General features: G+C 67.6%; 13 protein-coding genes and 1 pseudogene. 12 read left to right on the top strand and 2 right to left on the bottom strand.

Features of this window, described 5'->3' with window-relative positions:
- Window positions 1-42 precede the first annotated feature (42 nt).
- Window positions 43-1029: a dTDP-glucose 4,6-dehydratase gene (gene rfbB / locus FXO18_RS06780; protein ID WP_149360341.1), complete on the bottom strand. Its 987-nt coding sequence runs from the start codon at window positions 1027-1029 to the stop codon at window positions 43-45.
- 314 nt (window positions 1030-1343) lie between these two features.
- On the opposite strand from rfbB, the gene FXO18_RS06775 reads away from it, so the two are divergent.
- The 4 genes from FXO18_RS06775 to rfbC all read left to right on the top strand — a co-directional run bounded on the left by FXO18_RS06775 (window position 1344) and on the right by rfbC (window position 4966).
- A complete protein-coding gene (locus FXO18_RS06775) occupies window positions 1344-2240 on the top strand; it encodes an ABC transporter ATP-binding protein (protein WP_149360340.1) in 897 nt (298 codons plus the stop codon).
- On the top strand, window positions 2237-3430 hold the full coding sequence (locus FXO18_RS06770; protein ID WP_149360339.1) for an ABC transporter permease: 1194 nt from the start codon (window positions 2237-2239) through the stop codon (window positions 3428-3430). The genes FXO18_RS06775 and FXO18_RS06770 overlap by 4 nt, the downstream gene beginning before the upstream one ends.
- A gap of 77 nt (window positions 3431-3507) precedes the next feature.
- Complete coding sequence (gene rfbA / locus FXO18_RS06765) at window positions 3508-4392, top strand: glucose-1-phosphate thymidylyltransferase RfbA (RefSeq protein ID WP_149360338.1); 885 nt, start codon at window positions 3508-3510, stop codon at window positions 4390-4392.
- Window positions 4379-4966, top strand: a complete 588-nt coding sequence (gene rfbC / locus FXO18_RS06760) for a dTDP-4-dehydrorhamnose 3,5-epimerase (RefSeq protein ID WP_149360337.1) — start codon at window positions 4379-4381, stop codon at window positions 4964-4966. Before rfbA ends, rfbC begins: the two co-directional genes overlap by 14 nt.
- Before the next feature lie 15 nt (window positions 4967-4981).
- On the opposite strand, the gene FXO18_RS06755 is transcribed toward rfbC, so the two are convergent.
- Window positions 4982-5467: a GtrA family protein gene (locus tag FXO18_RS06755; RefSeq protein ID WP_149360336.1), complete on the bottom strand. Its 486-nt coding sequence runs from the start codon at window positions 5465-5467 to the stop codon at window positions 4982-4984.
- A gap of 129 nt (window positions 5468-5596) precedes the next feature.
- Between FXO18_RS06755 and FXO18_RS06750 the strand changes: the two genes are divergently transcribed.
- The 8 genes and pseudogenes from FXO18_RS06750 to FXO18_RS06715 all read left to right on the top strand — a co-directional run.
- The gene (locus FXO18_RS06750) at window positions 5597-6118 is read left to right on the top strand and encodes an SRPBCC domain-containing protein (RefSeq protein ID WP_149360335.1); all 522 of its coding nucleotides are present in this window, start codon (window positions 5597-5599) and stop codon (window positions 6116-6118) included.
- A gap of 11 nt (window positions 6119-6129) precedes the next feature.
- The gene (locus FXO18_RS06745; protein ID WP_149360334.1) at window positions 6130-6684 is read left to right on the top strand and encodes a TetR/AcrR family transcriptional regulator; all 555 of its coding nucleotides are present in this window, start codon (window positions 6130-6132) and stop codon (window positions 6682-6684) included.
- Between the two features lie 11 nt (window positions 6685-6695).
- Window positions 6696-8129, top strand: a complete 1434-nt coding sequence (locus FXO18_RS06740; RefSeq protein ID WP_149360333.1) for an FAD-binding oxidoreductase — start codon at window positions 6696-6698, stop codon at window positions 8127-8129.
- Window positions 8126-8881 (top strand): decaprenylphospho-beta-D-erythro-pentofuranosid-2-ulose 2-reductase, encoded by a 756-nt coding sequence (locus FXO18_RS06735; RefSeq protein WP_149360332.1) that lies wholly within the window; start codon window positions 8126-8128, stop codon window positions 8879-8881. Before FXO18_RS06740 ends, FXO18_RS06735 begins: the two co-directional genes overlap by 4 nt.
- A gap of 294 nt (window positions 8882-9175) precedes the next feature.
- Complete coding sequence (nirB, locus tag FXO18_RS06730) at window positions 9176-11659, top strand: nitrite reductase large subunit NirB (protein ID WP_149360331.1); 2484 nt, start codon at window positions 9176-9178, stop codon at window positions 11657-11659.
- Window positions 11656-11970, top strand: coding sequence for a Rieske (2Fe-2S) protein (locus FXO18_RS06725; RefSeq protein ID WP_149360330.1), 315 nt, complete (start codon window positions 11656-11658; stop codon window positions 11968-11970). The genes nirB and FXO18_RS06725 overlap by 4 nt, the downstream gene beginning before the upstream one ends.
- A 117-nt stretch (window positions 11971-12087) precedes the next feature.
- Window positions 12088-12279 (top strand): hypothetical protein, encoded by a 192-nt coding sequence (locus FXO18_RS06720; protein ID WP_149360329.1) that lies wholly within the window; start codon window positions 12088-12090, stop codon window positions 12277-12279.
- Window positions 12280-12348: 69 nt separating this feature from the next.
- A pseudogene (locus tag FXO18_RS06715) lies at window positions 12349-12687 on the top strand (arabinosyltransferase); the annotation flags it as partial.

Here is a 12687-nt window from a genome sequence, read left to right as displayed (position 1 = left end):
CCTCGTTCACAGGGGCCTCATTATCACCCATCCGCCCCCGCGCTACCCCTCGTACTGCCTCTCGGTGGAGTCCTTGACGGGCTGCCACCAGTCGGCGTTGTCGCGGTACCAGTCGATGGTGGCGGCGAGTCCGTCGCGGAAGTCGCGGTAGTGGGGCTGCCAGCCGAGCTCGGTGCGCAGGCGGGTGGCGTCGATGGCGTAGCGCATGTCGTGGCCGGGGCGGTCCGTGACGTGCTCCACCTCGTCGAGGGTGTGGCCCATGAGGTCGAGGATGTCGGCGATGACGTCCTTGTTGGATTTCTCGCCGTCCGCGCCGATGAGGTAGGTCTCCCCCAGCTTGCCGTGGTCGATGATGGTCCATACGGCGCGGTTGTGATCGTCCACGTGGATCCAGTCGCGCACGTTCTCGCCCGCGCCATAAAGCTTGATGGGACGCCCGGTGAGGAGGTTGGTGATCTGCCGCGGGATGAACTTCTCCACGTGCTGGTAAGGCCCGTAGTTGTTGGAGCAGTTGGAGATCGTGGCGGCCACCCCGAACGAGCGCACCCAGGCGCGCACCAGCAGGTCCGCCGATGCCTTCGACGACGAGTACGGGCTCGACGGGCGATACGGCGTGGCCTCGCTGAACCGCTCCGGATCGTCGAGCTCGAGATCCCCGAACACCTCATCGGTCGAGATGTGATGCAGCCGCACGCCGTGCTTGCGCACCGCCTCGAGCAGCACGAACGTCCCCATGATGTTGGTGTGGATGAACGGCTCCGGCGAACGCAGCGAGTTGTCGTTGTGCGACTCGGCCGCGAAATGCACCACCAGATCGTGGCGGGCCACCAGCTCATCGACCAGCGCCGCGTCCGCGACATCGCCCTGCACGAGCTCCACCTGGTCCGCCACCGGCGCCAGCGACTCCCACCGACCGGCGTACGTCAGCTTGTCCAGCACCGTCACCCGCGCATCCGGGCGCTCCCGCACCGTCAGATGCACGAAGTTCGCACCAATGAATCCCGCCCCGCCCGTCACGAGAACCCGCACGCTCAACCCACCTTCGCCAACCATCGGAACGATGCCCTTGCAGCCTAGTGGGGCGGGGCTGGGTGCGGGCCTAGCCAGGCATCGCGCCGCCACCTCACCCCCGCATCCCGGAAGTGTGAGGTTTCGCCCCCTCCCAAGTCCGTCCGAGCGGGCAAAACCGCACACTTCCGAGGCCGAACAGCCAGCCCGCCTGAGGCCGAACACCCAGCCCGCGCCCCCAAACCGGACATCCCACCCGTCCCCCTGCGCCCTACCCCTCCCCCGGCTAGCGTGTTGGTCACAGTGTGTCTCGTTGGCGGGAAGAGGGCTGGAGGGTGGTCGGGGTGCTGGAGGTCGATGAGGTCAGCAAGCGTTTCGGGGGTGTGGTGGCGCTCGATGGGGTGTCGTTCTCGGTCGGGGCGGGCGAGCTGTTCGGGTTCGTGGGGTCGAATGGCGCGGGCAAGACAACGACGATGCGCATCATCCTGGGGGTGCTGGCCTCGGACGCGGGCTCGGTGAGGATCGCGGGCTCTCCGGTGGATCTGGCGGTGCGGCAGCGGATCGGCTACATGCCGGAGGAGCGCGGGTTGTATCCGAAGATGCGGGTGGGCGAGCAGCTGGTGTACCTGTCGCGGTTGCATGGCTTGTCGCCGAAGGATGCGTCGGCGGCGATGGAGCGGTGGACGGAGCGGCTGGGCCTGGAGGACAAGCGCTCGATGGAGCTGCAAGCACTGAGCCTGGGCAATCAGCAGCGGGTGCAGCTGGCGGCGGCGCTGGTGCACGACCCGTCGGTGCTGGTGCTGGATGAGCCGTTCTCGGGGCTGGATCCGGTGGCAGTGGATGTGATGACGGAGGTGCTGCGGGAGAAGGCCGCTGAGGGTGTGCCGGTGGTGTTCTCGAGCCATCAGCTGGATCTGGTGCAGCGGTTGTGCGATCGGGTGGGGATCATCAAGGAGGGCCGGATGCGCGCGGTGGGCCCGGTGGAGGAGCTGCGGTCGCGGGGCGGCCGGATGCTGGAAGTGGTGGTGCCGGATGCGCCGCCGGGGTGGGCGCCTCGCGTGGAGGGCGTGCGCGTGGTGAGCGCGACCGATGGTGTGGTGGTGCTGGAGCTGGAGCCTGGGGTCGATGATCAGGCGGTGCTGCGGGCGGCGCTGGGCACTGGCCGCGTGGAGCGGTTCGCGTCGCATGTGCCGTCGTTGACGGATCTGTACCGGGAGGTTGTGGCGGCATGAGCAGTGGTCAGAGCAGTTCGGCAGTCCTTCTGGTGGCGCTGCGGGAGTTCCGGGCGCAGGTGCGCACGAAGTCGTTCGTGGTGGGCAACATCATCACGCTGGTGATCATCGTCGGCGGCCTGGTGGCGTTCTCGCTGTTCCGGGGCGACGGGGAGCCGGAGCCGACGGTGGTGGCGGTGGCGCCGGGCTTGTCGGTGGAGGCGGAAGCGGTCGAGGCATCGGGCGAGGCTCTCGGGGTGCTCGTCGAGGCACGGGACGCCGCGAGCGTCGAGGAGGCGCGGGCCTGGGTGGACGGCGAGGATGCCGGGGTCGCGCTGCTGGGCCGCTCGGACACTGTTCTTGATGCCTATAGCGTGGAGCCGCTGGATCCGCCAATGGCGGCGGTGCTGGAGTCGGCGGCGAGCGCTCTGGCCTTCGATGCGGCCTTGCAGGCACAGGGTGTGGATCCCGAGGCTTTCGCGGCGGATGCTGCGTCCGGGGTCGAGGTGGAGGTCGCTGATCCGCCGGATTCGGACGCCACGCAGCAGACCATCATCGCGGGCGTCGTGCTGTACCTGCTGACCGGCCTGGTGTTCGGCTTCGGCATGTATGTGGCGATGGGCGTCGTGGAGGAGAAGTCGAGCAGGGTGGTCGAGATCCTGCTGTCGACGATCAAGCCGCTGCAACTGCTGTGGGGCAAGGTGCTCGGCATCGGCGCGGCGGGTCTGCTCCAGGTGCTCACCTACGCGGCGGTGGGCCTGGTGGTGGCGAGCCTGACGGGGCTGCTCACGATATCCGGGAGCGAGGTCGCGATGTTTGCCTCGCTGGTTGTGTGGGCGCTGCTGGGCTACTTGTTCTTCGCGTTGCTGTACGCCGCGGCCGGGTCTTTGGTGTCGCGGCAGGAGGAAGTCCAGTCGGTGCAGGCGCCGGTGATCATGGTGATGTTCGCATGCTTGGGCGCGAGCGTCATGAACCTGACGAATCCGGGGGGCACGCTGGCTGTGGTGACGGCGTGGCTACCGCCGTTCTCGGCGTTCGCGATGCCGATCCGGGTCGCCACGGGCGAGGCCTCGATGATCGAGATCGCCGGGTCGCTCGTCCTCATGGTGGCGGCATGCGCAGCGATCTCCGTGCTCGCGGCGCGCATCTACAGCAACTCGGTGCTGCGCATGGGCGCGCGGATCCCGTGGCGGGAGGCCCTGCGCCGCTGAGGGCCGTGGCACGCAGGGGACCGTGGCGCGCTCGCGGGGTGGCTTGCATCCGGCGTCGAACCTGACAGTATTGCGGCATGCGCGGAATAATCCTGGCGGGCGGCACCGGTTCGCGATTGCATCCGATCACCCTGGGAACGAGCAAGCAATTGCTTCCGGTTTACGACAAGCCGATGATCTATTATCCGCTTTCGACGCTCATGCTCGCCGGAATTCGTGACATCCTGATTATTACGACGCCGCATGATCGGGAGCAGTTCGTGCGCCTGCTCGGCGACGGCAGCCAGTTCGGCATCTCGCTCACCTACAAGGTGCAGCCGGAACCACAGGGCCTGGCCCAGGCGTTCACCCTCGGGGCCGACCATATCGGCACCGGACCCGTCGCGCTGATCCTCGGCGACAACATCTTCTACGGCCCCGGAACAGGGACCAGCCTCGCTCGATTCTCGACGATCACCGGCGGCTCGGTATTCGGATACTGGGTGTCCAATCCCAGCTCGTATGGCGTCATCGAGTTCGACGACGCTGGCCGTGCCGTTTCCCTCGCGGAGAAGCCGAAGAATCCGAAATCGAACTACGCCATACCTGGCCTGTATTTCTACGACAATGACGTCATCGAGATCGCGCGGAACCTCAAGCCATCGCCGCGCGGCGAGCTCGAGATCACCGACGTCAACCTCGAGTACCTGCGCGCTGGCAGCCTCTCTGTGGAGAAGCTCGGGCGCGGCACCGCGTGGCTCGACACGGGCACGTTCGATTCCCTCCTCGAGGCGTCGAACTTCGTGCGCACCATCGAGCACCGGCAGGGCCTCAAGATCGGCGCTCCCGAGGAAGTAGCCTGGCGCTGCGGCTACATCACCGCGGACGAGCTCCTCGAGCGGGCAGAGCCATTCGTCAAGTCCGGATACGGCCAATACTTGATCGACCTCATGCATCGGGAGCTTGCAGATGGAATTTCGTGAACTCAGCATCAACGGCGCATGGGAGATAACTCCCCGCCTGTTCGGCGACCACCGCGGCTCGTTCCATGAATGGTTCAAGCAGGAGGCATTCGAGAAGGCCACCGGGCATCGCTTCCGCCTCGAGCAGGCCAACATGTCCACCTCGACCGAGGGGACGCTGCGCGGCATCCACTTCGCCGACGTGCCGCCCGGCCAGGCCAAGTACGTCAAATGCGTCAGTGGCGCGGTCCTCGACGTGGTGGTCGACATCCGCGTCGGCTCCCCCACCTTCGGGCAGTGGGACAGCGTGCTGCTCGACGATCTCTCCCACCGGGCCATCTACCTCGACGTCGGCCTCGGGCACGGATTCTTCGCGCTCAGCGAGCAGGCCACCGTCGCCTACCTCGTCACCAGCGGCTACAACCCCGCGGCCGAGCATGGCATCGATCCCCTCGACCCTGCCATCGGCATCGAATGGCCACGGCTGGGCCACACCGGGAAGCCACTTTCTCCCGTCCTGTCCGATAAGGACAAGGCCGCGCCGTCGCTGCAGGAGGCACTCGACGATGGGATCCTGCCGCGGTTCGCGGGGTAGCCAGCTCCCGCGCCTCTAGTGGATGCGGAAGATGACGACGCGCTGGACGATGAAGTTGATGATCGTCGCGATGCCTTGGGCGATGACGAACGCGATGGTGGTGACGATGAGCTCGTTCCAGCGGCCCTGGAGGCTGTAGAAGATGAGGGCGCTGATGCCGACCTGGAGGACGAAGGTGAGGCCGTAGAGGGCGACGACGGCGGCGAAGCGCTTGTTGCTGTGCTCGGCCTTGAAGGTCCAGCGCCGGTTGATCATGTAGGCAGTGGTGGTGCCGAGGATGAAGCTGATGGCTTTGGCTACCTCGAAAGGGAGGCCGAAGTAGCGGAGGATCAGCAGGCTGCCGAAGTCGACGATGGCGGAGAGCCCGCCGGTGACGCCGAACCGGATGATCTGTGTCTTGAGGTCGACGTCCGCGGTGCTCACGTATTCGTCGAGGGGTAGCTCGACGGGCAGGGGCACCTCGTGGTGCTGCTCGGGGGGCTCGTGCGGCTGTCGGGTCACCGGTCGAGCGTATCGCGGCGCGCCGGATTGCGGGGCGTGGGTGGCACCACCTTGCGCAGCTAACACCGTTAGCCTAAAGTGATAGCTAACAGCGTTAGCCGAGCTGTCGTCCCCGCACGAGGAGTCATCATGCGCGTCATCGCGATCACCGCCGCTGCCCTGCTCGCCATTACCGTCATCGCAGCGGCGGGCAGCTACCTCTATACCGTCCTCGCCAAGCCCGGAATCGAGACAGCCATCACCATCGACGCGCCACCCGAGGCCGTGTGGGCCACGCTCACCGATTTCGAGGCCTACGAGCAGTGGAACCCCTTCATCACCTCCGCGGAAGGCACCGCCACCACCGGGACCCGCCTGCACAACACACTCGAGAACAAGGGATCGACGATGACGTTCGAGCCGCGCATCACCGCCGCGGAGCCAGCGCGCGAGCTCCGCTGGATCGGACGCTTCGTCGCCCCTGGCATCGTCGACGGCGAGCACTACTTCCTCCTCGAGGAACTCCCCGGCGAGCGCACCCGCTTCGTGCAGGGCGAGAACTTCCGCGGCGCCCTCGTGCCCCTCGCCGGAGGATCGCTCGATGTGCGCGATAGCTTCGACGCGATGAACCGTGCGCTGAAGGAGCGTGTCGAGCAGCAAGCAGCGCGGTAAGCTGCCCGGCCGTGACCAGCCTCGCCCCCCGGGCCCGCGAGATCGCCGACGCCGCCCACGCCATCCTCGACGAACAGGGCTGGGAGGCGGTCACTATGCGCTCGCTGGCCACCGCCCTGGGCATCAAGGCACCGTCTTTGTACAAGCACTTCACCAGCCGCGACGCGATCCGCGCGGTGCTCATCACCGATGCCCTGCATCAGTCCGGCACTGCCCTGCACGCGGCGACCGGCTCGGTGCACGACCTGCTCGCCGCCTACCGGGCCCTGGCCACGGCGCGCCCGCACCTCTACCGGCTCGCCACGAGCGGGCCCCTCCCCCGCGACGTCCTCCCCGAAGGCCTGGAGGAGTGGGCGGGCCAACCCTTCTTCCTCGCCACGGGCGATCCGCTTGCCGCGCAGGCATTGTGGTCGTTCGCGCACGGCACCACCATCCTTGAGCTGGACCATCGCTACCCGCCAGGATCGGACCTCGACGCGCTCTGGGCCACGGGCGCACGAGTGTTCAGCACAGCGGTCGCACCAAACCGGGCTGTCCACCCACCCGAAGCGGCGCGGGGCGAGTAATCTCTACCGTGATGTCCACGACCACGAATTCCGGGGCCCCGGGCTTCTCGCCGGAGCTGCCCACGCAGACGCGCACCCTCACAGGCTGGGCCCGTACCGCGCCCACCACCGCTGAGGTCCTCTCGACGCCCGATATCGAGCTGATCGCCAAGGCGGTCCGCATGGCGAGCGAGAAGGCCGAAGACGCCCCGTCCTACCTCAAGCGCGGCATCATCGCGCGCGGGCTCGGACGGTCCTATGGCGATCCGGCCCAGAACGGTGGCGGCCTCGTCATCGACATGAATCCGCTGAACTCGATCCACTCGATCGACGCGGACACCCAGCTCGTAGATGTCGACGCTGGGGTGAATCTCGACCAGTTGATGAAGGCGGCGCTGCCGTTCGGCCTGTGGGTTCCCGTGCTTCCCGGTACCCGGCAGGTGACTGTCGGCGGCGCGATCGGCTCGGATATCCACGGCAAGAACCATCACAGCGCGGGCAGCTTCGGCAACCACGTCGTATCGCTGGACCTGCTGACCGCCGACGGGCAGATCCGCACCATCACGCCGCGCGGCAAGGACTCGGAGCTGTTCTGGGCCACCGTGGGCGGGCAGGGGCTGACCGGCATCATCCTGCGCGCGGTCATCAAGATGACCCCCACCGAGACGGCGTACTTCATCGCTGACGGCGACCGCACCGCCAACCTTGATGAGACGATCGCCCTGCACAGCGATGGCAGCGAGGAGAACTACGACTACTCCTCGGGCTGGTTCGACGCGATCTCCAAGGGGCCCAAGCTAGGCCGGGCCGCGATCTCGCGCGGATCGCTAGCGAAGTTCGATCAGCTGCCCAAGAAGCTGCAGAAGGACCCGCTCAAGTTCGACGCGCCGACCTTGATGACGCTCCCCGACATCTTCCCCAACGGCATGGGCAACAAGCTCACCTTCGGGATGCTCGGCGAGCTGTGGTACCAGAAGTCCGGCACCTACCGGAACAAGGTCCAGAACCTGACGCAGTTCTATCACCCGCTCGATCTGTTCGGGGAGTGGAACCGCGCCTACGGCGACGTGGGATTCCTGCAGTACCAGTTCATCGTGCCGATCAGTGCCGTCGACGAGTTCCGGCGCATCATCCACGACATCGCCCACAGCGGGCACTACTCGTTCCTCAACGTGTTCAAGCGCTTCGGCCCGGGCAACGACGCTCCCCTGTCGTTCCCCATGCCGGGCTGGAACATCTGCGTGGACTTCCCCATCAAGCCGGGCCTGCACGAGCTCGTCCGCGACCTCGACCGCCGGGTCCTCGAGATGGGTGGCCGCCTCTACCTCGCGAAGGACTCCCGCACCAGCGCCGAGACCTTCCATGCCATGTACCCGCGGATCGATGAGTGGATCAAGGTCCGCCGCTCCGTGGACCCCAATGGTGTCTTTGTCTCCGATCTCGCCAGAAGGCTGGAACTCCTGTGATTGATGCTGTAGGCAACCCCAACACGATCCTGCTGCTCGGCGGCACCTCCGACATCGCGCTCGCCGTGGCCGATGAGTACCTGGTGGCGGGGCCGCTGCGCGTGATCGTTGCCGCCCGCCCCTCCGACCGTCGCGACGATGCAGCCACCCGCCTGCGCCAGGCTGGTGCCACTGTCACCCTCGTCGACTTCGACGCACTGGAGACCAGCACCCACCAGAAGGCCCTCGACGAGGCCTTCGCCGGCCATGACGTCGACGTCGCCGTCGTCGCGTTCGGCCTGCTCGGGGACGCCGAGGAGCTGTGGCAGAACCAGGACGAGGCCGTCAAGCTCGCCACCGTCAACTACACCGCCGCCGTCTCCGCAGGCGTGATCCTCGGCGAGAAGATGAAGGCCCAGGGCCACGGCCGCATCATCGCGTTCTCCTCCGTCGCTGGGGAGCGCGTGCGCCGCTCCAACTTCGTCTACGGCTCCTCCAAGGCCGGGTTCGATGGCTTCTACCTCGGCCTCGGCGAGGCCCTGCGCCCCCACGGCGTCATCATCACCGTCGTGCGGCCCGGCATGGTGCGCACCAAGATGACCGACGGCATGGACGAGGCACCCATGACCATTACCGCCGATGAGGTCGCCCGCATCGCCGTCAAGGCCTCCCGCAAGGGCAAGGAACTGGTGTGGGCGCCCGCGGCGTACCGCTACGTGATGTCCGCGCTGCGGCATGTGCCCCGCCCACTGTTCCGCAAGCTGCCCATCTAGGCCTGCCTGCCCGCCACTGGGGCCGTCCGCTGGGCAAAAGCACTGGAAGTGGTTCGGAAACCCTTGGAGTTTCTATCGCGTTTAGCAACTTCCGGTGCTTTTGCAGGCCGAGGCCCTGCACGAGCCCGCTCCCGGGACTGTGAGCACTTCCTGACGGTCGCGTAACGCTCGGGTAGTCGCTGCGACACTGACTGCGACGAGCCTGGAGGCCATGTCGAGCACTCCACGGTTCCTGCAGGGCGCCTTCCCGTTCGCGGACGCGGGGGCCACCACCGACCTCGGGCTGGTCCGCGCATGACGGCCCGGAAGCTCCTCGTCATCGGCAACGGCATGGCCGGCGCGCGGGCGGTCGAGGAGATCATCTCCCGCGGCGGCCGCGACCTGTTCGACATCACCATGATCGGCGATGAGCCATACGGCAACTACAACCGCATCATGTTGTCGCACGTGCTGGCCGGGGAGGCCACCATCGACGACGATGACCTGCTGCTCAACCCGATGAGCTGGTACCGGGAGAACGGCGTCACCCTGCACGCGGGGGATCGTGTCGTGCGAGTGGATCGGTTCGCCAAGCACGTGGAGTGCGAGAGCGGCCGCATCGTTGGCTACGACGTGCTCGTCATCGCGACCGGTTCGACAAGCTTCTTCCCGAACATCGACGGCCTGCGCGGCACCGATGGGCATCTGCTTCCGGGGGTGTTCGGGTTCCGCAACATCGAGGACACCAATGGGATGCTGCAGCTCGCGCACTCGCGCGACAAGACCCATGCCGTGGTGATCGGTGGCGGCTTGCTGGGGCTCGAGGCCGCGTACGGCCTGCGCACGCAGGGCCTCGAGGTGGAAGTGGTGCATTCGCCCGGGCACCTGATGAACCAGCAGCTCGACGAGCGCGGGGGCCGGGTGCTGCGCAAGGAGATCGAGAAGCTCGGCATCCGCGTGCATACCGGCGCGCGAACCACCGCCGTGCTGCGCGATGAGGAGGGCAGCATCACCGGCGTCGAGTTCGCCGACGGGGCGCGCCTCGGTGCGGACATGGTCGTGGTCGCAGCAGGCATCCGGCCGAGCACGGAGCTAGCGCGGTCCGCGGGCCTGGTGGTGGAGCGCGGGGTGGTCGTGGATGACCAGATGCGGTGCGAGGACGAGTCGGCGATCTTCGCGGTCGGCGAGTGCGTGCAGCATCGCGGCGAGGTGTATGGGCTGGTGGCGCCGGTGTGGGAGCAGTCGGTGGTGCTCGCCGATGTCGTGACCGGTGCTGATCCGCGTGCTGCCTATCTTGGCTCGCGGATCACGACGAAGCTGAAGGTCGCGGGCATCGATGTCGCCGCGATGGGCGTGAAGGGCCCCGAGCGCGAGGATGACGAGTTCGTCCAGTTCTACGAGCCCAGCACAGGCGTCTACAAGAGCGTGGTGGTGCGCGAGGGCAAGCTGATCGGGGCGATGCTGCTCGGCGACATCAGCAAGATCGGTTTCCTTAGCCAGGCCTTCGACGACAAGGTGGAGCTGCCGGAGGAACGCATCAGCATGCTGTTCGACCTCGGTGGCGCGCCAGCGGGGCAGGGCGCCGCCGACCTCGCCGACGATGCCCAGGTGTGCAACTGCAACGGCGTGACGAAGGGCGCGATCGTCGCCTGCGTCGAGCATGGCGCGAAGTCCCTCACCGATGTCATGGCGCGGACCCGGGCCGGCAAGGGCTGCGGCTCCTGCAAGGCCCTGGTCGGCGAGGTGGTGGCCTGCGCGGCCGACGGCGCGCTGGAGTCCGATCCCGCCGCGGACTGGTACGTGCCGTGCATCCCGCTGTCCAAGCCCGATCTGATCACCGAGATCCGCGCCCGCGACCTGCGTGCCGTCTCGCAGGTCTTCGCCGAGCTCGCCGCGGGCGGCCAGGAGGACGCTACGGCCAAGATGCCGCTCGCCTCGCTGCTGCGCACGGTGTGGGGCCCGGACTGGGTCGACGAGCGGGGCGCGCTGTTCATCAACGATCGCGTGCACGCCAACATCCAGCGCGACGGCACGTTCTCGGTGGTGCCCCAGATGAAGGGCGGCGTCACCACGCCCGAACAGCTCCGCAAGATCGCCGACGTCGCCGACAAGTACCAGGTGCCGATGGTGAAGGTCACCGGTGGCCAGCGCATCGACCTGCTCGGCATCAAGAAGGAGGACCTGCCAAAGGTGTGGGGCGATCTCGGCATGCCGTCCGGATTCGCGTACGGCAAGTCCATGCGGACGGTGAAGACGTGCGTGGGCAGCGACTTCTGCCGCTACGGGCTCGATGATTCCACCGCCCTCGGCATCCGCATGGAGGAGCGCCTGCAGGGCCTCGAGTGCCCCGCGAAGCTGAAGATGGCGGTGGCGGGCTGCCCCCGCAACTGCTCGGAGGCACTGTGCAAGGATCTCGGCGTCGTGGCGGTCGGCGATGGCCGCTGGGAGATCTACGTCGGCGGCGCGGCGGGGGCGCACATCCGCAAGGGCGACCTGCTCGCCACCGTCGGCTCGGCCGATGAGGTGCTGCGGCTCGCCGGGCGGTTCGTGCAGTACTACCGGGAGAACGGCAGATGGCTGGAGCGCACCTATGACTTCGTGCCCCGCGTCGGGCTCGACGCGCTGCGCGCCGTGCTGATCGACGACAGCGACGGCATCGCGGCCAGGCTCGATGAGCGATTGCAGCAGTCCGTGGACGGGTACCGCGATCCGTGGCTCGAGCGGACCGAGCCACGCTCCCCTGCCCAGTTCGCACCAGCCCTGCCGCTGCTGCCCCTGCCACAGGTGCCGGTCCGATGAGCACACGGCACGCCATTGCAGTCGGCCCCATCACCGACCTCACGCCCGGCGAGGGACGCGCCTACGTCGTCGAGGGCCAGCAGATCGCAGTGTTCCTGCTGCCCGACGGGACTGTCCGCGCCACCGCCGCGGTCTGCCCGCACAGGGGAGGCCCGCTCGCCGACGGCCAGATCGACAACACCGTGGTGATGTGCCCGCTGCACCAGTACGGCTTCTCGCTCGCCACCGGCGAATGCACTGCCGGCGATGTCCCGCCGGTCACCGTGCATCATGCCGAGGTGCGCGACGGGACGATCCTCGTCACTGTATGACCACCCTCGGGCCGCTACCACCGGATCACCGTGCCCCGCGCACGCCTGCTCCGTAGACTGGAACGGACGGCGCGGCCCGGCCGGGCTGGCTTCCGCGAACGATACGAGGAGGACATCATGACCTCACGCGCATCCTCGCCCTACGGCTTCGATGCCCCCGAGGCGGACCGGATCGAGCAGGCCACCCCGGTGCGACCCGAGGACGAGGAAACCCAGGACACGGGTTCCCGCAGCATGGAGGCCAACGAGGCAGACCTCGTGGAGCAGCTCCAGGAGGTCCCCGACGACGACGACTACCCGCGCGAATAGCCCCGACACGCCCCGGCCAGCCATGGCCGGGGCGTCGTCGTCCACGAGGTCCGAATACCATCAGTTCCCGTGGCTACAAAAAGGGATGCGCGCACGGTACGGCTAGCTCGTCTGGTAGCGGTGATCACCGGCCTCGCCGGATTCATCCTCGCCATCGCCACCCCCCTGATGCCCGTCGCCCAGACCACCTCCACCCTCAGCTGGCCCCAGGACGCCCAGGCCACCGACGTCGAAGCACCCCTGATCTCCTACCTCCCCCAGGCCCTCGACGCCACCATCCCCTGCCAGGCCTTCGCCGAGCTGCCCGAGGCAGGCGGCATCATCGCCGCCACCATCCCGCCCGCAGCGCCCGACGCCACCCGCTTCGGCATGCAGGTCCGCGCCACCCCCACCGACGCCCAGATCGTC

The organism is Lolliginicoccus suaedae, assembly GCF_008312885.1.
In the GTDB taxonomy this organism is placed as follows: domain Bacteria; phylum Actinomycetota; class Actinomycetes; order Mycobacteriales; family Mycobacteriaceae; genus Lolliginicoccus; species Lolliginicoccus suaedae.
The sequence above is the reverse complement of the archived record's forward strand: the minus strand, read 5'-3'. Positions and strand labels throughout refer to the sequence as shown.

Coding starts and splice junctions, on each gene's coding strand:
- FXO18_RS06770 (WP_149360339.1), top strand. CDS start 2,237: ATGAGCAGTGGTCAGAGCAGTTCGGCAGTCCTTCTGGTGGCGCTGCGG.
- rfbA (WP_149360338.1), top strand. CDS start 3,508: ATGCGCGGAATAATCCTGGCGGGCGGCACCGGTTCGCGATTGCATCCG.
- rfbC (WP_149360337.1), top strand. CDS start 4,379: ATGGAATTTCGTGAACTCAGCATCAACGGCGCATGGGAGATAACTCCC.
- FXO18_RS06750 (WP_149360335.1), top strand. CDS start 5,597: ATGCGCGTCATCGCGATCACCGCCGCTGCCCTGCTCGCCATTACCGTC.
- FXO18_RS06740 (WP_149360333.1), top strand. CDS start 6,696: ATGTCCACGACCACGAATTCCGGGGCCCCGGGCTTCTCGCCGGAGCTG.
- nirB (WP_149360331.1), top strand. CDS start 9,176: ATGACGGCCCGGAAGCTCCTCGTCATCGGCAACGGCATGGCCGGCGCG.
- FXO18_RS06725 (WP_149360330.1), top strand. CDS start 11,656: ATGAGCACACGGCACGCCATTGCAGTCGGCCCCATCACCGACCTCACG.
- FXO18_RS06720 (WP_149360329.1), top strand. CDS start 12,088: ATGACCTCACGCGCATCCTCGCCCTACGGCTTCGATGCCCCCGAGGCG.